Genomic DNA, 18,916 nt, shown 5'->3' on the forward strand with positions numbered 1-18,916 from the left:
TCAGCAGATACAACCTGTGCATTGTTTGCAGGAAGCGGTGGGGAGAGGCTACCAACTTACAATTGGGACATAGCTTTCAAAAGGCCGCGGCGCAGCATGCGCTTGGTGTTTTCGTCGAGAAAACCAAAGTTGTAACGCGCGTCAGTCATGGCGGGTCTCCTGGCCGGCGGCGGCGCGCAGCTGGCGGATCAGCGCCAGCTCGGCCTGGAAGTCCACGTAATGCGGCAGCTTCAGGTGCTGGACGAAGCCGGAGGCTTCGACATTGTCGCTGTGATACAGCACGAATTCCGGCTGCTGGGCCGGCGCGTGGGCGGCTTCGCCCAGCTCTTCTGCGCGCAGGCTGCGGTCCACCAGCGCCATCGCCATCGCCTTGCGTTCGGCCTCGCCGAAGCTCAGGCCGTAGCCGCGAGTGAATTGCGGCGGCGCGGTCTTGCTGCCGGCGAATTGGTTGATCATCTGGCATTCGGTCAGCGTGATCTCGCCGATGTCGATCTCGAAGCCCAGCTCTTCCGGGCAGATCATCACGCTGACTTCGCCCATGCGGATCTCGCCGGCGAAAGGGTGGCTTTCGGCGTAGCCGCGCTGGGTGGAGTAGGCGAGGCCCAGCAGCCAGCCCTCGTCGCCGCGCGCCAGGTTTTGCAGCCGCGCCGGGCGGCTGGCGGGGAACATCAGCGGCTCGCGCGTCAGGTCCAAGGGCTCCGGGTCGCCGTCGGGCGGCAGGTCGGCTTCGATCAAGCCCTCGCGGTCCAGCAGCCGCAGCACGCCGGGCAAGGCGTCCGGCAGCGGCGCGGCGGCCTGTTCCCGTTCGACTTTTTGCGAGGTTTCCATCAGACCGAAGTCCAGCAGGCGCTGGGTGTAATCGGCGGTGGGGCCGAGAATCTGCCCGCCCGGCACGTCCTTGAAGGTGCCGGACACGCGGCGGCGCACCCGCATCGCGGCGGTGTCAAGCGGCAGCGTCTGGCCGAAGCGCGGCAAGGTGGTGCGGAAGGCGCGCAGCAGGAATACGGCTTCGATGCTGTCGCCGCTGGCTTGTTTCAGCGCCAGCGCGGCCAGCTCTTCATCGTACAGCGAGCCTTCCTGCATCACGCGGGCCACGGCCAGGCGCAGCTGCTGGCGGATTTGGGCGATGGTCAGCTCTGGAACGTCCTCGTCGCCGCGGCGCGCGGCGGCCAGCAGGTCCCAGGAGCGGGCGATGGCGGTTTCCCCGCCTTTGACGGCTACATACATCTCAACCCTCCCGGATGCGGACGCTGCGCGGCAGGCCGGCGACGTGGGTGTCGGAAATCAGCACGGTGTCCACGCCCAGCGGAAAGCGTGCATGGTTGCGCCGCCATTCGGCCCAGAAACCGGATGGCAAACCGGCGGCGCCGAAACGGCGCGGCGCGGCGAAGCCGGGGCCGCCGCCTTCCACCTGATCCTCGGCGAAGCTTGCCACCTCGATCAGCAGGGTGGCGGAGCGGTCCGGGTATTCGGCGCTGCCGGCTTTCAGGCTGGCCAGATCCGGCAAGGGCATGCCCTGGGCGATGACGATGAAGTCGGCTTCTTCCGGCAAGTCGGTCAGCCGCATGCCGGTATGGAAGCGCAGGCTGGAAATAGTCTCGTCTGGCAGCGCCGGCAGCCAGACGCGCACGTCTTGATCGGCCAGGGTGTACAGCAACGCGGCGGTGGCGGCTTTCAGGCCGGGCAGGGCTGGCGGCAGAGCCGGCAGGGCCTGCGGCAGCAAGGGCTTTGCCATGGCGGACAGAACGGCGCGGAAAGTTTGCTGGGCTTGATCCACCGGATGGACAAAGGCGCTATGCATGGTCATTCTCCCCGCACCATGGTGAAAAACTCCACCTTGCTGGCGGCGGCCTCGCGCGAGCGTTCGGCGCGGCGCTCGGACAGCTCGGTGGCCAGCGGCGTTATCCATTGTTCCATCAGCTGGCTATGGCGCGCCGGGTCTTGCAGCAGCGAGTCGGCCTGGGCGATCAGCTCGGCATGACGGCCGTCGCCGCCGCGCACCCAGCCGTGGCCGACATGGCCGTCTATTTCGCAACTGGCGCGGCTGACGCTGATTTCGCCCAGATTGAAGCGCGCGCCGGCGCCGCCGCTGCGTCCTTGCAGCATCATCAGGCCGGTTTCGGCCCGGCGCAGCCAGCGCGGCGCGGCAGGCAGCGCCGGGGGCAACAGTTCCAGCAGCCGCTCGATTGGGCTGTTGGCCAGCACGGCGAGCCAGCGCTGTCGGGTGGAGGTGTCCATCGTGTGCCTCATGGTTCAAGAAAAATTCATATAAACGTATAGACGTATCCATGATAATGGCAGCGCGGAATGGATTAACAGCATGCGGCGATGAAGGTTTTGTGACGTTTTCAAGGCGGGTTCAGACGATTGCTTTAGCGCTGCTGTGATCAATATGTTTTTGAATCCGCTGCGCGGGTGATGCTTTTCATAGCCGGGGCTGCCCGGCAGGCAGGGAGGGGATATTTGCTTGGCCAAATATCCCCTCCACCCCTAAAGGCCACCCTGCAAGCCTGGCCTGCGGCTGCCCGCCGGTTCCCGTCAGGCCCGAGGCGCGGCTGAACTCGCGATTTGCTAACGTCAAATCGCTCAAATATGCAGCCGCTTAAAACCTCGGGCCTGCCACCCGGCGGCAGGCTTGAAGGGACTTGGGCACGTCGGCTCCGTGTTTGCTACTTGCTGATCCAGGCGAAATTTAAGAAACGCGAAAGGATAGGAATGATAGAGAGAGGCTCCGGCGTCGCCGTGTGGCGACAGATAGAAGAAACGCTGGCGGCGGACATCGCCGGCGGCGCGCTGCAGGCGGGCCGGCAGCTGCCCACCGAACTGCAGCTGGCCGAGCGCTTCGGCGTCAATCGCCACACCATACGCCGCGCGGTGGCGACGCTGGTGGAGCGCGGCCTGCTGCGGGTGGAGCAGGGGCGCGGCACTTTCGTGCAGGACAACGCGATCGACTACGCCATCAGCAAGCGCACGCGTTTTTCGCAGAATATGGCGCGGCAGAATCTCAACTCCGACATCGACATCCTGAACAGCGACACGGTGCCGGCCAATGCCGAGCTGGCGCAGCTGCTGCAGGTGGCGGCTGGCGACACGCTGTACCGCATCAAGACCCTGAGCCGGGTGGAAGAGCGGGTGGTGGACTACGCAACCATGTTCTTCCCGGCCGCGCGCTTGCCCGGCCTGCCGGAGGCCTACCAGCGTCATCGCTCGGTGACGCGCGCGCTGGAAGCCTGCGGCGTGCCGGACTATACCCGCCGTTTTACCCGCGTCACCGCGCGCTTGCCGGATGCCGAAGTGGTGGATTATCTGGGCATCCCGAAGAACCGCCCGGTGCTGCACGTCAAATCGCTGAACGTCGACCCGGCCGGCGTGCCGGTGCAATACGGCATCACCTGTTTCAATGGCGATCTGGTGCAACTGGTGATGGAGCAGGAGTGATGCGCTACGCCGTGTATTACGCGCCCAAACCCGGCAGCCCATTGTGGCGCGCCGGTTGCCAGTGGCTGGGCAGCGATGCCGCCAGCGGCAAGGCGCTGACGCAGCCTGAGATCGACGGCATCGATGCCGGCGTTTTGGCGGCGCTGACCCGGGATGCCGCCCGCTATGGCTGGCACGCCACCTTGAAAGCGCCGTTTCCGCTGCGGATCGATGTCCAGGCAGGCACGCTGCTGCGCCATGTGGCCGAGTTGGCCGCTGCGTTCCGGCCGTTTGCGTTGAATCTGCAAGTGGATTGGCTGGATAGCTTCCTGGCGCTGCGGCCTGCGGAAGCCGCGCCTGAGCTGGACGAGCTGGCCGCGGCCTGCGCCGTGGCGCTGGAACCCTTGGCAGACCGCGGCGCGCCGCTCAAGCCGCGCGCGGGTCTGGACCCGCGGCAGCAAACGCTGTATCGGCGCTGGGGCTATCCCTATGTGTTCGAACAGTTCCGCTTCCACATGACGCTATCGGACACGCTGCCCAAGGAATCGCCGCAGGCCAAGGCCTTGGAACAGGGCGCGCGCCGCCATTTCGCCGGCGTTTTGAACGCGCTCGCGGTCGATGGCATCGCCGTGTTTGTTGAGCGCGAGCAGGGCGGCCCCTTCCATTATCTGGCTTACTGCGGTTTTGACGGCGAGGTGACGCGTTATGGCGATTGAGCCGGGGACGCTGTGGTATGTGATCGGCCCGTCCGGCGCCGGCAAGGACAGCCTGTTGTCTTATGCGCGACAGCATCTGCCGCCAGGCGCGGGCGTGATGTTCGCCCACCGCTACATCACCCGGCCGGCCGATGCCGGCGGCGAGAACCACGTGGCGCTGAGCGCCGAGGAATTTGCCGCGCGCGAGGCGAGCGGCTGTTTCGCCTTGTGCTGGCGGCGGCACGGCCTGGCTTATGGACTGGGCGTGGAGGTGGCGATGTGGCTGGCCCAGGGCTTGGACGTCGTGGTCAACGGTTCGCGTTCGATGCTGCCGCTGGCGGCGCAGCGTTTCCCCACCTTGCGTCCGTTATGGATCACCGCCAGTCCGGAAGTGTTGGCGGCGCGCTTGGCGGGACGCGGCCGGGAGCCGGCCGAGGACATCGCCCGCCGGCTGGTGGAGGCGGGCAGCTTTGCGCCGCCGCCCGGGTGCGAGGTGCTGTGGAACGACGGCGAGTTGGCCGAGGCCGGCGCGCGTTTGCTGGCCCTGCTGGCGCGCCAGCCGGTCTGATCAGTTATCCACCACGAAGCGCCGCATCTGCGTTTGCAGGGTGGCGCTGACTTCCTGCAGCCGGCCGCTGCTGAGACTGGCATCCTGGCTGGCTTTGAGGCTTTCGTCGGCGGAGCGGGCGATTTTCGACACGCTGCCGGCGATGGCCTGGCTTTCCCGCACTTGTTGCTCGATATCGACGGCCAGCCGGTCCAGCTCGCCCACCGTGGCGGTGGCGCCGCGTTTCAGCTCGGTCAATGGTTGGACGATCTCGCTGATCAGCGCCACGCCGCGCGCCATCTCGCGGTGCCCTTGTTGGATGCGCGCCATCGCTTCGGACGTCTGGCTGTCCATCGCGGCGATCACATGATTGATTTCACGCGTGGCCTGGGCGGTGCGCCCGGCCAGATTGCGCACCTCGTCCGCCACCACGGCGAAGCCGCGGCCCATTTCGCCGGCGCGGGCGGCCTCGATGGCGGCGTTAAGCGCCAGCATATTGGTTTGTTCGGCGATGTCGGTCACCGATTCAATCATGTCGTGCATGGAATTGGCGCGCTGGCGCAGCGCATCCACCGACTCGGCGCTGCCCTGGATTTGTTCGGCGATCAGGCCGATCTCGCGCGAGGCGGTTTCGATCAGGCTTTGCCCGCGGTCCGCCAGTTCGGCGGCGTTCCTGGCCTGTCGTCTGGCTTGATCGGCGGTGACGGCGGCGCGGTCGAGTTTGGCGGCGAAGTCGCCGACCACGCCGTTGATCTGATGGATTTCCGCCTGCTGGCGTTCGACCCCGCCGGCCACTTCCGCGGCGCTGCCGCGGGTGGAGGAGGCGGTATCCGCCACCACGTCGGCCGAGGCGCGCAGCTCGCGCACCAGGGTGGCCAGTTCCGCCTGCATGCGGCCCATGCGCCGCAGCATTTGCGCCGTTTCGTCGTTGCCGGCGGCATGGACTTCGCTGCGCAGATCGCCCTGCGCCATCAAGCCCAGTACCGCCACGCTATGCTCCAGCGGCCGGGTAATGCTGCGGGTGACGCTCCAGGCGAGCAGCAATCCAGCCAGCGCGGCCGCGACGCAGCAGCCCAGAAGCAAGCCGCGGGTGGCGCTCATCAGCGACAGCACGTCGGCCATTTCCGCATTCATGTGGCTTTGTTGGACTGCCGCCAGATCCGCGGTGGCGCTGAGCAGCGCCTGCAGCGCAGGCCGCGTCTGGCTGCCGTATTGCTTGGCCAGGGCTGACGGGTCGTTGGCCTCGACCAGGTCCACGGTGTCGCCGAAGGCCTTGGCGTAGGCAGCGCGCAGATCGGCCAGTTTTTGCAGCGCGCCAGCCTGCTCGGGGCTCCATGGCAGCGCCTTGAGCCTTTGCAGCGCGTCGTTGCTCTTGCGGTTGGCCTCGTCCATCGCCGCGTACAGCGGCACGCGCTGCGGCTGCTCCGGGGTGGACACGATCTGCAACAGCAGCAGCGCGGCGCTTTGCGAGTAGCGGTCCAGGTCCGCCGCCGCCTGCTGTTTGCTGGCGTCTTCGCTGACGATGACGCGGGTAGCCTGTTCGATTCGGGCCAGTCCGCTCCACACGCTGGCGGCGATGGCCAGCAAAAAAGCCAGCAGCACCATGAAGGAGACGGCGAGTCGGGGACCTACCTTGATTGTTTGCAGTAACCTCATCGGGGCGCTCTCGCAATTGGAAAACTGTAATGGTTGGTCGGGACCGCATCGGAAATATGACGATGGGCCGGCGCCGGCTACACGCGTATGGTTTCGCTGCCGCTGCGGCCGGTTTTCTTGACCCGGTACATGGCCTGGTCCGCCGCCTGCAGCAGCCGGTCCGGCGTGCTCAAGCCGCTGCCGATGGCGATGCCGATGGAGATGCCCAGCGCGCAATCGGTCCCGCCGACGGGGAAAGGCGTGGCGAAGGCTTCCAGGCACTTTGCCGCCACGGTGCGGGCTATGTCTTCGGCATTATCGTCCAGATCGCTCAACAGCAGCACGAACTCGTCGCCGCCGATGCGCGCCAGCGTATCGGTCTGTCGCACAATCGCCGACAACCGTTGCGCCACCAGCCACAGCACCTTGTCCCCAGCCTTATGGCCATGCTTGTCGTTGATGGTTTTGAAGCCGTCCAAGTCCATGAACAGCAGGGCCAGAGCATTGCTCTTGCGCTTGGCCTGGGCCTGCGCCACTTGCAGACGGTCGGTCAGCAACGCGCGATTGGGCAGTCCGGTCAAGGGATCGTGGTGGGCCAGTCTGGCCAGCTCCACCTGATGGCGGTCGAGCTTGTGCAGCAGGCGGTTGAAAGCGGCGATCAGGTGGCCCACTTCGTCGTTGCGGTGGATAGGCAGCGGCTCCAGCGGCAGCTCGCCGCGAGTCATCCGGTCGGCGTGGCGGGCGGTCACGAACAGCGGACGCAGCACGATGTACATGCCGCAGCACGTTACCATGGTGAATATGCCGAGAGCGAGCAAGGTATTGCGCAGCGTGAATTGCTTGACCCTATCCACGGTGGCGAAGGCCTCTTTGCTGGGAATCCGCGCCACGACGAACCAGCCGGCGCTGGGCACCGAGGCGACGCCGCAGACTTCCTCCACGCCCTTGGCGTTGATGGTGATGCCGGCGCCGCGCCAGCCGGTCATGGCCTTGTCGTGCAGCTGGTTGGCGCCGGGCGGCGGAAGCGGTTTCAGTATCATGTCCGGTTCCGAGGCGGCGACGAATTGACGGTCGCCCGGGGAAATCAGCAGGAAGCTGTCTTGATGGTTGCCGATGCGGCTATGCTGCATCAGTTCCAGAAAACCTGGCGCACCCAGCGCGGTGACCCCTACCAGCACACCTTGGACGCGGCCATCTACCCCCCTGATGGGGACGCTCATCGGCAGAACCGGCACCTTGGTTGCGCGGCCGATCGCCGCCTTGCCGATATATGACCGTCCGGACAGCGCGGCGTGGAAATAATCTCGATCGGCAAACGATATTTGCCTGCGGCCCCGCGCAGTGGGGTAGTCTGCGATCACCATGCCATCCAGTCCTAGCACCACCATGCCGATGGAGAACAGCGGCTGGTAGTCGTAATGCTCACGCAGCCATTGTTCCAAGCGAGCCGGATCCTCCAGCAAGGGGCGGGGCAAGTCGCGGGCCAGCCGGTTCAGCAGCATTTCGCGCTGCACCACCTTTTCGTCGATGTCATGGGCGACGTAGTTGGCCAGCGCCAGCTGCTGCGCCTCCACCACCTTGCCGAGGTCTTCGCGTAGGAAGGCGCTCAAGGCATAGTAGCGCGTCAGCGACCCGGTGAGGACGATCAACAGGGCAAGCGCGAGCAGCCGGGTGACGATGCTGTCGAGAAGGTGGCGAATATTCATCTGAACCTATCGGACGCTGGGTTTCTCAATGTTAGCCAATCCCGCGGGCGCCGCGCCGTCATTCCAGATTCAACTCGTTGGGCGCGCTGCGTTGCACGAGCCATTGCTCCACCTCCTGGCAGTTTGCCTCCAATTGCAGCATCAGTCTCGGCGCCGCCTCGGCGCGCAGGGCGCTGGCCGCCTGTTCCATGTGTTCTGCGGTTGCGGCGATATCCCGGGCGCCTATCTGCTTTGCCGCGGCGGAGAGATCGCGGGCGGCGGCGGCGATGTGCGGCATATTGTCGCTGATGATGGCATCGCGGATGCGGGCGAGATGGCGTCTGGTCTGCCTCAGGAAGTCGGCTAGCAGATCATTTTCCGTTTTGAGATTGCCGCGGCTCTGCATGATGAGCACAAACAGATCGACCGGAGCGTTGGCTGCTTGTCCGGCGTGGGCGTGAGGCGTCGCGTCCGAGGTCGTGGGCGGCGGTTTTTTCAGCCAGTTTTCCAGCATGCTGGCCAAAGTATCCAGCGCCAGCGGTTTGACCAGGCAGTCGTCCATGCCGGAGTCGCGGATCTTTTGCAATTCTTCGGGCGTGGCGCCGGCCGTGCAGGCGATGACGAGGGTGCGCCTGCGCGATGGATGCTCGGCTTCGTAGCTGCGGATCAGCCGCGCCAATTCATAGCCGTTGATATTCGGCATCAGGCAGTCGGTCAATACCAGGTGGTATTCGTCGTGCCGCCATTTTTCGAAGGCTTGCTGCCCGTCCTCGGCCGTGTCGGGGCGGTAGCCGAGTTTTTCCAGCTGGCGTATCGCCAGCTTCAGATTGGTGGGATTGTCTTCCACCAGCAGGATGCGTTTCGACGGGTCGCTGACGTGGTCGGTTTTTTCCAGCTCGCCGGCCGCGGGGTCCGGCGTGTTGACAACCTCCGCGGCGAGACGGAGGGTGGCTTGTGTGCCGCGGCCAGGCTCGCTGCGCAGCAGCACCTCGCCGCCCATCAGCTCGGCCAGGCGGCGGCAGATGGCCAGGCCCAGGCCGGCGCCGCCGTAGCGGCGGGTAGTATGGGAATCGCTCTGGGTGAAAGGCTGGAACAGTTTTTCCAGTTTGTCCGGCGCGATGCCGATGCCGGTATCGATGACATCGAAAGACAGCGCTTGCCTGTCGCCGGTATCTTGTCGCACCGCCACTCGCAGCTTGATGCTGCCGGTGGCGGTGAACTTTACCGCGTTGCTGAGAAAGTTTTGCAGGGTCTGCCGCAGCCGTAGCGGGTCCAGCAGCAGCGTCGGCGCCAGCCGGGGATCGATCTCCAGATCGAAGTGCAGGTTTTTCTGCTCGGCGGAGCGGCCATATAGGCTGAGCACTCGCTGCAGCAAGGGCCAGATGGCGGTGGGCGTCTTGACCAGTTCCAGCTGGTCAGCCTCGATTTTAGAGAAATCGAGGATGTCGTCGATCAGCCGCAGCAAGGTGCTGGCCGAATCCAGCGCAGTGTCCAGCGTGTCCCGTTGCTCCGCGTCCAGTTCGCTCATCTGCAGCAGTTCCAGCATGCCCAGCACGCCGTTCATCGGCGTGCGTATCTCGTGGCTGATGGTGGCGAGGAAGGCGCTCTTGGCTTGGTTGGCGGCATCGGCCTGCTCTTTGGCGCGCATCAGCTCCTGTTCTGCGGCCCGGCGGACCGAGATGTCGCGCAGGGTCAGATTGAAACAGGCGTCGCCGGTGTCCGGCATGCGGGTGAGCGCCAGCTCCAGCGGGAATGTCGTGCCGTCGGCGCGGATGGCGGTGAGTTGCAGCAGGCTGCCCAGCGCGACGCCGTTGTCGTGCAGCAAGGATTGCATGGTGTGCTGGCCGTCTTGGGCAATCAGCTCCTGAATTGCAATGCCCACCATGCCGCCGCGCGGCAGCTGGAACATCCGCTCCGCCACTGCATTGGCGCTGGCGACGATGCCATGGATGTCCAGCGTCGCGATGCCGTCGATCGAGGTTTCGATGACCGAGGACAGGTGCATCTGTTGCCGGGAGAGCTGCAGTTGCGTCTGTTCCAGCATCTGCAGATCCTGGTTGGCCAGGATCAGTTGGCCCAGCGTGTTCAGCAGGGTGGGTGGAATGTCGTTGCCGCGCTCAGGCGTGACCGGATAGGGAAAAAACAGGGTGAAAGTGCCGACGACGCGAGAGGCCAGCGGAATGGGAATGCTCAGGAAGTGGCTGTTGTCGCACAGCGTCGCGCTGGTGCTTTGTTGCAAGCCCAGCAGGCAGTCCTGTTGGCGGTACAGGCAGATGTCGAGCAGGGAGGCGGCATCCATCCGCTGCAGCGGACACCGCGCCGGCGTGAGCGGCCGAAACTGCGGCTTGCTCGACGCATTGCGCACCTCGCACAGGAAGCCGTCCTCCGCGCCAAACCATGGCAGCAGGATGTCGCGGGCGTAGCCGAACATGGTTTCTGGATCGGCCTTGCCTATGAATAGGCTTTGCAGGTAGTTGATGGCATCGAGCAACCGGTCCTGCTGTCGCAGGCTTTCGGCTGACCGCGCGGCCTGGCGCAAGGCGTCTTCCACCCTGCCATGCTCCTCTGCCAGCCGGCGCGACATCTGGTTGAACATGCAGATGGTGAGCGCCAGCTCATCCTTGCCCGATACCGGGATTTGGCAGCCCAACTCGCCGTTGGCGATCTGCTCCGCGGCTTGCCGCAGAGCGTTCAAATGGCGGGTCAGGTAGACGCCGAGCAGCAATGAAAACAGCGCCGAGAGCAGCAACGCGGCCCAAGCCAGCCACAGACCTTTTTGCAACTCGGCGGCATCCGTGTCATGCGGCAAACCCAGGCTGAAATGCAGCAGGATGCCGAGCGTGATCATTTCGATCAGCGTGATGCCCAGTATGGTCTTGAGCCGGAACGACATCGATCAACGCTTTCCCGGCAGGCGGCCGCGCTGCGCTGAGGAAAACTTAGGATAGCCCTGAGGCGCTTGCCGTGGCTGCAGCAGGGGTTCGCGTGGTGGACAGCGTGCGGCCATGTTGTTCTTTCCGAGGTTGCCTGGCATTTCTAAATGAAGCGCTTGGCGCTACCTTGATTGTCAATATAGATATTTCTGCATAATGCGTTTGCACGGAAGAATGTTGCGGCGCATGGGTCTAGTCGAGCAAAACAAGCTTCATCTTCCGTTCACGGACTTGTCATTGCGGCGGCGCATAGTAGCCGCAGTTTTCGTACTGGCTTGGTGTATGGGCAGTTGTCTATACGTCTAAACAAAGGAGCGTTGTCGATGAAGAAGCTGATGGCTGTAGCAACCTGTCTGGCCCTGAGCGGCCTGTTCGCCCCGCTGGCCCAGGCCAAGACGGTATTGACTGTTTACACCGCGCTGGAAGCGGACCAGGTCAAGGACTACAAGGATGCGTTCGAAAAGGCCAATCCGGATATTGAAATCCGTTGGGTGCGCGAGTCCACCGGCGTGATCACGGCCAAGCTGTTGTCGGAAAAGAATAATCCGCAGGCCGATGCGGTGTGGGGCCTGGCCGCCACCAGCCTGATGATCCTGGATCAGCAAGGCATGCTGCAAGCCTATGCGCCCAAGGGCATGGAGAAGCTGAGCCCGCAATTCGTAGACAAGGCCAAGCCGCCGAAGTGGACCGGCATGGACGTGTGGGCCGCCACCATCTGCTTCAATACCGTCGAAGCCGCCAAGAAGAATCTGCCCAAGCCGGAAAGCTGGGCCGACCTGACCAAGCCTGTCTACAAGGGCCAGATCGTCATGCCGCATCCGGCTTCGTCCGGCACCGGCTATCTGGATGTTTCCGCCTGGCTGCAGATGATGGGCGAGAAGAAAGGCTGGGATTACATGGACAAGCTGCACGTCAATATGGCGCAGTACGTCCACTCCGGCTCCAAGCCGTGCAAGATGGCCGCCGCCGGCGAGTACCCGATCGGGATTTCTTTTGAATATCGCGGCGCGCAACTGAAGGAAAAAGGCGCGCCTATCGACCTGATCTATCCGAAGGAAGGCCTGGGCTGGGATCTGGAAGCCACCGCCATCCTCAAGGGCACCAAGAACCTGGCCGCCGCCAAAAAGCTGGCCGACTTCTCCGTCAGCCTGCCGGCGATGAAGCTGTACGAGCAGAACTACGCCGTGCTGGCGATGCCGGGCGTGGCCAAGCAGAACCCGTTCATTCCGGTGGATTACTCGCAGCGTCTGTCCAAGAACAACTTTGGCTGGGCCGCCCAGAACCGCGATGCCATCCTGAAGGAATGGTCCAGCCGCTATGAAAGCAAGGCCGCGCCGAAACAATAAGCGCTCGTCTCGCAGCCGCCCCCATGCGGGGCGGCTTTCGCATCTTGTTCCCGGCTATTTTTGGAGTTACCGATGAAACCGGCCGATAGCCTGACAGCCTTGTCCGAACACCTATCTGTCTATGCGCTGACCCGCCGCTTTGGCGCTTTTACCGCGCTGGACGCGGTATCCCTGTCCATCCGCAAGGGCGAGTTCGTCTGCCTGCTGGGGCCGTCCGGCTGCGGCAAGACCACCTTGTTGCGGCTGATCGCCGGACTGGACTTGCCCGATGCAGGCGCCATTCATCTGCTGGGGCGCGACATCACCCGCGAAGCGCCGGCCAAGCGCGATTACGGCATCGTGTTCCAGAGCTATGCGTTGTTCCCCAATCTGACCGTGGCCGACAATATCGCCTACGGCCTGACCCCGCGGGGCGACAGGGAGGCCCATGCGCGCCGCGTGCGCGAGTTGCTGGACGAGCCCTTGTCGGCGCTGGACGCGAGGGTGCGCGACAAGCTGCGCGAGGAGCTCAAAGGCCTGCAGAAGCGCCTGGGCGTCACCACGCTGATGGTGACGCATGACCAGGAAGAGGCCCTAGCCATCGCCGACCGCGTGGTGGTGATGAACGCCGGCCGGATCGAGCAGGCGGGCACGCCGGCCGAGATCTACCGCAGCCCGGCCAGCCGCTTCGTGGCCGAATTCGTCGGCGAGGCCAACTGGCTGCCGGCGGAACGCCGCGGCGAGCGCCAAGCCTTGGTCGGCGGCTGCGTGCTGTCGCTGGAGCGGGATTTGCCGGCAGGAGACGCATTGACGCTGTTCCTGCGTCCTGAAGACATCATCATCAAGCCGCGCTGGGAGCGGGCGCCGAATACCCTGTTGGCGCGGGTTGAGGATGTGGGCTTTGGCGGCGCGATGACGCATGTGCGTCTGCTGCCGGAGGGCATGCCGGGCGTGACGCTGCGGGCCGAGGTCTGCCCGTCCATGCTGAACCGCCAGCCGCTGGTGCCGGGCGAGACCGTGCCGGTGGAGCTGCCGGCCTCGCTGTTGCGCGCCTATCCCAGGGAGGCCGCATGCTGAGCCTGGCGCAAAGAATCGTCCGCCCCGCCGGTCAGGCGCGCGTGGACAGGGAAAAATGGGCGGCGACGGCGCTGGTGTGGGGGCTGGTTGTGCTGTTGGCCCTGGCGCTTGGCCTGCCCTTGCTGTTCATCCTGGGCAAGTCCGTGTTGACCATGAATGGCGATTTCGCCGGGCTGGACAATTTTGCCGAGGTGCTGGACTCGCCGGGCCTGATGCGCGCGGCCGGCAATAGCCTGCTGCTGTCGCTGACGGTATCGGCGATCGTGGTGCCGCTGGCCTTCGCCTTTGCCTGGGCGCTTTGCCGCACCCATGCCTGGGGGCGCGGCCTGTTCCGCCAGATCGCGCCGCTGCCGCTGCTGGCGCCGTCGTTGATGCCGGCGATCTCGCTGGTGTATCTGTTCGGCAACCAGGGCCTGCTGAAGAGCTGGCTGCACGGCGGCAGCATCTACGGCTTCTGGGGCGTGGCGCTGGGGGAGGCATTTTATACCTTCCCCTATGCCGTCATGATTCTGTCCGCGGCGCTGGCGGCGGCCGATGCGAGGCTGTTCGAAGCCAGCCGGGCGATGGGCGCGGGCCCGCTGCGGCAGTTTCTCACCATTACGCTGCCGGGCGCGCGCTACGGGCTGGTTTCGTCGGCGCTGGTGGTGTTTACGCTGGTGATGACCGATTTTGGCGTGCCCAAGGTGGTGGGAGGCGATTGCAATGTGCTGGCGGTGGAGGCGTTCAAGCAGGTGGTCGGCCAGCAGAACTTTCCGCGCGGCGCGGTGGTCGGGCTGATGCTGCTGTTGCCCGCGGTGTTGTCGTTTTTCATCGAGCGCGTCTTGTCGCGGCGGCAACAGGCGGCCTTGACCGCGCGCGCCGTGCTGTATGCGCCGGCGCCGGACATCCGGCGCGACGCGGCGGCCACGCTGTTGCTGCTATGGATCTCGCTGCCGCTGCTGGCCATGCTGGGCATGGGCGTGGCGGCCTCCTTCATCCAATACTGGCCATACAATATGTCGTTCACGCTGGCGCATTATCGTTTTGACGATGTCGACGGCGGCGGCTGGACCGCGTATTGCAACAGCCTGCAAATGGCGGCGGCGACGGCGCTGATCGGCTGCGTGCTGGTTTTTTTGGGCGCCTACGCTTGCGAAAAACTGGAAGCGGCGCCGCTGGGCCGCGGCCTGCTGCGTTTCTTCGCCATGTTGCCTATGGCGGTGCCGGGCCTGGTTCTGGGCTTGGGTTATGTGTTCTTCTTCAATCATCCGGATAATCCGCTGAACTTCCTGTATGGCGGCATTGCGCTGATGGTGGTGTGCACCGTCGCCCACTTCTACACCACGGCGCATCTGACCGTCGCCACCGCCTTGAACCAGCTCGATGGCGAATTCGAGGCGGTGGCGGCCTCGCTGAAGGTGCCGTTCTGGACTACGCTGAGGCGAGTGACGCTGCCGGTATGCCTGCCGGCGCTGCTGGATGTGGTGCGTTTTCTGTTTGTGTCGGCGATGACCACGCTATCGGCGCTGATTTTCATCATCAGTCCTTCGCGCAGCTTGGCGGCGGTGGCGATTGTGACCATGGATGACGCAGGCGACACCGCCGCCGCCGCGGCGATGTCGACGCTGATCGTAGTGACATCGGCCATCGCCTCCCTGCTGATTCTTTGGCTGGAGCGTGTCTTGGCGCGCCGGCACCAGCGTTGGCGCGGTGTTTGATGCGCGCTTGGCGGCTGTCAGCAACCCCTGGCCGGCGGCCTCCAGCGCATGCCGTTGCTCGGATCGATGCCGCCGTGCGTCGGGAGTTTCTTTAACAAGCTTTTCCTTCCTTTCTAAAGCGCGTCGGCTATCCGATATTGAAAGAAAGCCCCGGTGCGGCGGGGCATGTTGGTGAAGTTCGGTCTGGCCAGTAGTTTTCTCCAGTACATGCGTGGGGGGCGGCCCTGGGGGCCGGCGGAAAATGATAGACACTCCTGAAGCCAAAATCGGATTGGGCAAGAGCAAATCTTCTTCGACGACGACATGGTGGGTGCTGGCGGGCTTGTTCCTGGCCCTGTGCGGACTGGGGATTTCGCTGTTTCTGAACGAGGTGCATACCTCGCGGTTTCAGTCGTGGTTTTTCAGCCACGCTGTCAGCGGCGCCACCTACCAGATGGCGCCGGGCAAGAGCAAGGACATGCGGTTTCCCGAGCCTGGCGGACCTTACGATATCCGCATGGGTTATGCCGGCTTGCCCGGTTATCTGAAGCGCTTGCAGGATAGGGGCTTTGAAATTTCCGCGCAGGCGCGCCAGTCGCCGCAGTTCATCCATCTGATCGATCATGGCGTCGCCTCGCCGTGGTTCCAGCTGGGCATCTTTCCGCAGTACCGCGAGAAGGATCAGTCCGGCCTGCTGCTGTATGACGGCTACGGCCGGCCCATCTATCAATCGACTTATCCGCAGCGCGTCTATCCCAACTTCGACGCCTTGCCGCGCCTCTTGGTGAGCGGCCTGCTGTACATCGAAAACCACACCCTGCTGGACGACGACAATCCGCAGCAGAACCCGGCAGTGGAGTGGTCGCGTTTCGGCAAGGCGCTGGCGGACGAGTCATTGCACCTGTTCCGGCCCGGCTATCACTCGGCCGGCGGCAGCACGCTGGCGACCCAGATCGAGAAATTCCGCCACTCGCCGGGCGGGCGCACCGGCTCGCCGAAGGAAAAACTGCGGCAGATGCTGTCCGCCTCCACCCGCGCCTATATGCAGGGCACCGATACCAGCGCCGCCAGGCGGCAACTGGTGGTGGCGTATCTGAATACCGTGCCGCTGGCGGCGCGCGCGGGCTTCGGCGAGATATCCGGCATAGGCGACGGCATGTGGGCATGGTACGGCCGGCCCTTCGACGAAGTGAACAGCACGCTGGTCAGCAATACGCCGCATTCGGTCAATGAACAGGCCACCGTGTTCAAGGAAGCGCTGAGCCTGATGATTTCGCAGCGCAGTCCGTCTTACTACCTCAACGGCGACATGCGGGTGCTGGAAGAGATCACCGATTCCTACCTGCGGCTGATGGCGCGCGACAAGGTGATCACGCCGGAGCTGCGCGATGCGGCCTTGCAGGTATCGTTGCGCCAGCAGCGCGAGCGGGTGCGGCCGAGTTCGTCGTCTGTGGTGGAGCGCAAGGGCGCCAATGCGGTGCGCGTCAAACTGTCCGGCATGTTGGGCATGCCGCGCATGTATGATCTGGATCACCTGGACCTGACCGTCAACAGCACGCTGGATTCGCAGCTGCAGCAACAGGTGACGGATCTGCTGCTGAAACTGCGCGACCCGGACTATGCCAAGTCGGTGGGGCTCGGTGATAAATTCCTGCTGCAGCAGGGCGAGCCAGGCGGCGTGACCTACAGCTTCACGCTGATCGAGCGCACGCCCACCGGCAACAAGGTGAGGGTGCAGGCCGACAATTTCGACCAGCCCTTCGACATCAACGAGGGCACCAAGCTGGATCTGGGCTCCACTTCCAAGTTGCGCACCCTGGTCACCTATCTGGAGGTGATCGCCGACCTGCATCGCCAGTACGCCGGCCTGAGCCGGGAGGAGCTGGCCCAGATCAAACCGGCCGAACACGAGCCGGTGCTGCGGCGCTGGGCGATAGACTATCTGAAGCAGGCCGATGACCGCACCCTGGCTACGATGCTGGCGGCGTCGATGGAGCGCCAGTACAGCGCCAATCCGGGCGAAAGCTTCTTTACCGGCGGCGGCCGCCATACTTTTGAGAATTTCGAAAAGAGCGACAACAACCGCATCATGACGCTGCGCGATGCCACGCAGCATTCGGTCAATCTGGTTTATATCCGGCTGATGCGCGATATCGTCCACTACTATATGTATCCGCCAGGGTATGACCGCGAAGTGTTGGACGATCAGGCAGATCCTCGCCGGCGGGAGTACCTGCAGCGCTTCGCCGACCGCGAAAGCAAGACCTTCATGGCCGGCTTCTATCACAAATATCGCGGCAAGACGCCGGAGCAGATCGACGAAATCCTGGTGGAAAAGGCCCGCCGCAGCGCCAAGCGCCTGGCGGTGATCTTCCGCAGCGTGCATCCCGAGGCTGACCGCACTGCCATGGCCGCTTTCATCGCCAAGTATCAGACGCCGCCGTCCAAACTGGAGGACAGCGCGGTGGCCAAACTGTACGACGAGCTGGGGCCGGACCGCTTCAATCTGGCGGACCGCGGCTATCTGGCGGGCATCCATCCGCTGGAGCTGTGGATGGTGGCGTATCTGCATGCGCATCCCGATGCCGGCTGGAGCGAAATGATCCAGGCCAGCACGGCGCAGCGCCAGGAAGTCTACCAATGGCTGTTCAACAGCAAGCATAAGGGCGGCCAGGATACGCGGATCAAGGAGATTCAGGAGATCGACGCGTTCCGCCAGATTCACGCGGCCTGGAAGCGGATGGGCTATCCGTTCGACTCCCTGGTGCCGTCTTACGCCTCGGCGCTGGGGGCGTCGGCAGACCGGCCGGCGGCGCTGGCCGAACTGATGGGCATCATCTCCAACGACGGCGTGCGCTTGCCGACGGTATACATCGACAAGATGCATTTCGCCTCCGCCACGCCGTACGAGACTTCGCTGGATCGTCCAACTGCCAAGGGCGTGCGGGTGCTGCCGCCCGAAATTCCGCAACTGGTGCGGCAGGTGTTGTCCGAAGTGGTGGACAAGGGCACCGCCCACCGTGTTTCGGGCGCCTTCGATCATAACGGCGAACATACGCTGATCGGCGGCAAAACCGGCACCGGCGACAACCGCTTCAAGACTTTCTCGCGCGGCGGCGGCTTGACCTCGGCGCGCGTGGTCAGCCGTTCCGGCGCCTTTGTCTTCTATATCGGCGATCATTACTTCGGCACCATCGTCGCCTACGTGGCCGGCCCCAAGGCGGCGGACTACAAGTTCACCAGCGCCTTGCCGGTACAGGTGCTGAAAGTGCTGGCGCCGACGCTGATGCCCAAGCTGGACCTTAGCGCCCACGCCATCAGCCACAGCGCCGACAGCGTGGCGGAGGGCATGACGGATGCCGGCTTGCCGTCCGGCACGCCCTTATGCTTGGTGCCTAATCTGGATGGGGTATGCAAGTTGCTGAAGCCGCAGCATGTGGATGCGCCGGCCAACGCCAAAGTCTGGCGCGATGACCGCAGGCTGCGCTCAGGTTAGAGGCCCAGCTGCGGTAGACCAAGGCATGGTCGGGCGACTATCTAGCGGATCGGGGGCGCGGATTGGCAATGAAGGCCGCCAAGCGGCGGTTGGCGTTGCGTTTTTGGACACAGAGCTTCCATGCATTGTCAGCATTCGTGATGTCACAATGGCTGCGCATGGCATAGCCACCGCGGATTTCATGCATGTTTTTTATTCATGTGTTTTCTGTGAAATCAATTTTATTTTAAAATCGTTATGTTCTATTTGCATTTGTCATGCTAAAATTGTCTTAAGTTGAATTTTTGACTTCTGGAAAGTCTAGTCAACTACCCCCTTTGCGGCCGCTGCGTGCGGCCTTTTTCTTTTGCCCTTGCCTCGCTCCTTACCTGCGCGCTGATGCGACAGGTCAATCCATAGCAGCAAACGATGCCAAAACAAGACGGGCCGT

The 18,916-nt window shown here is 64.0% G+C and carries 14 protein-coding genes; 7 read left to right on the forward strand and 7 right to left on the reverse strand.

What is annotated here, in order from left to right:
* Window positions 1–56 precede the first annotated feature (56 nt).
* From QUG01_RS04625 to phnG, 4 genes are read right to left on the reverse strand one after another with little or no spacing between them, the layout of a single operon-like run.
* Window positions 57–149 carry an alpha-D-ribose 1-methylphosphonate 5-phosphate C-P-lyase PhnJ gene (locus tag QUG01_RS04625; protein ID WP_500829094.1) on the reverse strand — a complete coding sequence of 31 codons (93 nt, stop codon included), beginning with the start codon at window positions 147–149 and terminating at the stop codon, window positions 57–59.
* Window positions 142–1,227, reverse strand: a complete 1,086-nt coding sequence (locus QUG01_RS04630; protein ID WP_500829095.1) for a carbon-phosphorus lyase complex subunit — start codon at window positions 1,225–1,227, stop codon at window positions 142–144. Before QUG01_RS04630 ends, QUG01_RS04625 begins: the two co-directional genes overlap by 8 nt.
* Window position 1,228: 1 nt before the next feature.
* Window positions 1,229–1,801 carry a phosphonate C-P lyase system protein PhnH gene (gene phnH / locus QUG01_RS04635; RefSeq protein ID WP_500829096.1) on the reverse strand — a complete coding sequence of 191 codons (573 nt, stop codon included), beginning with the start codon at window positions 1,799–1,801 and terminating at the stop codon, window positions 1,229–1,231.
* Between the two features lie 2 nt (window positions 1,802–1,803).
* A complete protein-coding gene (gene phnG, locus QUG01_RS04640; protein WP_500829097.1) occupies window positions 1,804–2,238 on the reverse strand; it encodes a phosphonate C-P lyase system protein PhnG in 435 nt (144 codons plus the stop codon).
* A gap of 477 nt (window positions 2,239–2,715) precedes the next feature.
* Here phnG and phnF point away from each other — a divergent pair, with 477 nt between their 5' ends.
* The 3 genes from phnF to phnN are packed head-to-tail and all read left to right on the forward strand — an operon-like array spanning window position 2,716 to window position 4,680.
* Window positions 2,716–3,438, forward strand: coding sequence for a phosphonate metabolism transcriptional regulator PhnF (phnF, locus tag QUG01_RS04645; protein ID WP_500829098.1), 723 nt, complete (start codon window positions 2,716–2,718; stop codon window positions 3,436–3,438).
* Complete coding sequence (locus QUG01_RS04650; RefSeq protein WP_500829099.1) at window positions 3,438–4,133, forward strand: DUF1045 domain-containing protein; 696 nt, start codon at window positions 3,438–3,440, stop codon at window positions 4,131–4,133. The genes phnF and QUG01_RS04650 overlap by 1 nt, the downstream gene beginning before the upstream one ends.
* A complete protein-coding gene (gene phnN / locus QUG01_RS04655) occupies window positions 4,123–4,680 on the forward strand; it encodes a phosphonate metabolism protein/1,5-bisphosphokinase (PRPP-forming) PhnN (RefSeq protein WP_500829100.1) in 558 nt (185 codons plus the stop codon). Before QUG01_RS04650 ends, phnN begins: the two co-directional genes overlap by 11 nt.
* Here the strand turns inward: phnN and QUG01_RS04660 are convergent, their stop codons facing one another.
* The 3 genes from QUG01_RS04660 to QUG01_RS04670 form a co-directional block, all read right to left on the reverse strand.
* On the reverse strand, window positions 4,681–6,315 hold the full coding sequence (locus QUG01_RS04660; protein WP_500829101.1) for a methyl-accepting chemotaxis protein: 1,635 nt from the start codon (window positions 6,313–6,315) through the stop codon (window positions 4,681–4,683). It lies immediately after the preceding gene.
* A gap of 77 nt (window positions 6,316–6,392) precedes the next feature.
* Complete coding sequence (locus tag QUG01_RS04665) at window positions 6,393–8,000, reverse strand: diguanylate cyclase domain-containing protein (RefSeq protein ID WP_500829102.1); 1,608 nt, start codon at window positions 7,998–8,000, stop codon at window positions 6,393–6,395.
* A 58-nt stretch (window positions 8,001–8,058) separates the two neighbouring features.
* Window positions 8,059–10,872 carry an ATP-binding protein gene (locus tag QUG01_RS04670; RefSeq protein ID WP_500829103.1) on the reverse strand — a complete coding sequence of 938 codons (2,814 nt, stop codon included), beginning with the start codon at window positions 10,870–10,872 and terminating at the stop codon, window positions 8,059–8,061.
* Between the two features lie 375 nt (window positions 10,873–11,247).
* Here QUG01_RS04670 and QUG01_RS04675 point away from each other — a divergent pair, with 375 nt between their 5' ends.
* The 4 genes from QUG01_RS04675 (at window position 11,248) to QUG01_RS04690 (ending at window position 18,486) form a co-directional block, all read left to right on the forward strand.
* A complete protein-coding gene (locus tag QUG01_RS04675; protein ID WP_500829104.1) occupies window positions 11,248–12,258 on the forward strand; it encodes a putative 2-aminoethylphosphonate ABC transporter substrate-binding protein in 1,011 nt (336 codons plus the stop codon).
* Between the two features lie 72 nt (window positions 12,259–12,330).
* The gene (locus tag QUG01_RS04680; RefSeq protein WP_500829105.1) at window positions 12,331–13,314 is read left to right on the forward strand and encodes an ATP-binding cassette domain-containing protein; all 984 of its coding nucleotides are present in this window, start codon (window positions 12,331–12,333) and stop codon (window positions 13,312–13,314) included.
* On the forward strand, window positions 13,308–15,011 hold the full coding sequence (locus QUG01_RS04685; RefSeq protein ID WP_500829106.1) for a putative 2-aminoethylphosphonate ABC transporter permease subunit: 1,704 nt from the start codon (window positions 13,308–13,310) through the stop codon (window positions 15,009–15,011). The genes QUG01_RS04680 and QUG01_RS04685 overlap by 7 nt, the downstream gene beginning before the upstream one ends.
* A gap of 241 nt (window positions 15,012–15,252) precedes the next feature.
* Window positions 15,253–18,486: a transglycosylase domain-containing protein gene (locus tag QUG01_RS04690; RefSeq protein WP_500829107.1), complete on the forward strand. Its 3,234-nt coding sequence runs from the start codon at window positions 15,253–15,255 to the stop codon at window positions 18,484–18,486.
* Window positions 18,487–18,916: the final 430 nt, after the last annotated feature.

This window comes from Chromobacterium sp. CCUG 76385 (assembly GCF_059916625.1).

Coding starts and splice junctions, on each gene's coding strand:
- QUG01_RS04625 (WP_500829094.1), bottom strand. CDS start 149: ATGACTGACGCGCGTTACAACTTTGGTTTTCTCGACGAAAACACCAAG.
- QUG01_RS04630 (WP_500829095.1), bottom strand. CDS start 1,227: ATGTATGTAGCCGTCAAAGGCGGGGAAACCGCCATCGCCCGCTCCTGG.
- phnH (WP_500829096.1), bottom strand. CDS start 1,801: ATGCATAGCGCCTTTGTCCATCCGGTGGATCAAGCCCAGCAAACTTTC.
- phnG (WP_500829097.1), bottom strand. CDS start 2,238: ATGGACACCTCCACCCGACAGCGCTGGCTCGCCGTGCTGGCCAACAGC.
- phnF (WP_500829098.1), top strand. CDS start 2,716: ATGATAGAGAGAGGCTCCGGCGTCGCCGTGTGGCGACAGATAGAAGAA.
- QUG01_RS04650 (WP_500829099.1), top strand. CDS start 3,438: ATGCGCTACGCCGTGTATTACGCGCCCAAACCCGGCAGCCCATTGTGG.
- phnN (WP_500829100.1), top strand. CDS start 4,123: ATGGCGATTGAGCCGGGGACGCTGTGGTATGTGATCGGCCCGTCCGGC.
- QUG01_RS04660 (WP_500829101.1), bottom strand. CDS start 6,315: ATGAGGTTACTGCAAACAATCAAGGTAGGTCCCCGACTCGCCGTCTCC.
- QUG01_RS04665 (WP_500829102.1), bottom strand. CDS start 8,000: ATGAATATTCGCCACCTTCTCGACAGCATCGTCACCCGGCTGCTCGCG.
- QUG01_RS04670 (WP_500829103.1), bottom strand. CDS start 10,872: ATGTCGTTCCGGCTCAAGACCATACTGGGCATCACGCTGATCGAAATG.
- QUG01_RS04675 (WP_500829104.1), top strand. CDS start 11,248: ATGGCTGTAGCAACCTGTCTGGCCCTGAGCGGCCTGTTCGCCCCGCTG.
- QUG01_RS04680 (WP_500829105.1), top strand. CDS start 12,331: ATGAAACCGGCCGATAGCCTGACAGCCTTGTCCGAACACCTATCTGTC.
- QUG01_RS04685 (WP_500829106.1), top strand. CDS start 13,308: ATGCTGAGCCTGGCGCAAAGAATCGTCCGCCCCGCCGGTCAGGCGCGC.
- QUG01_RS04690 (WP_500829107.1), top strand. CDS start 15,253: ATGATAGACACTCCTGAAGCCAAAATCGGATTGGGCAAGAGCAAATCT.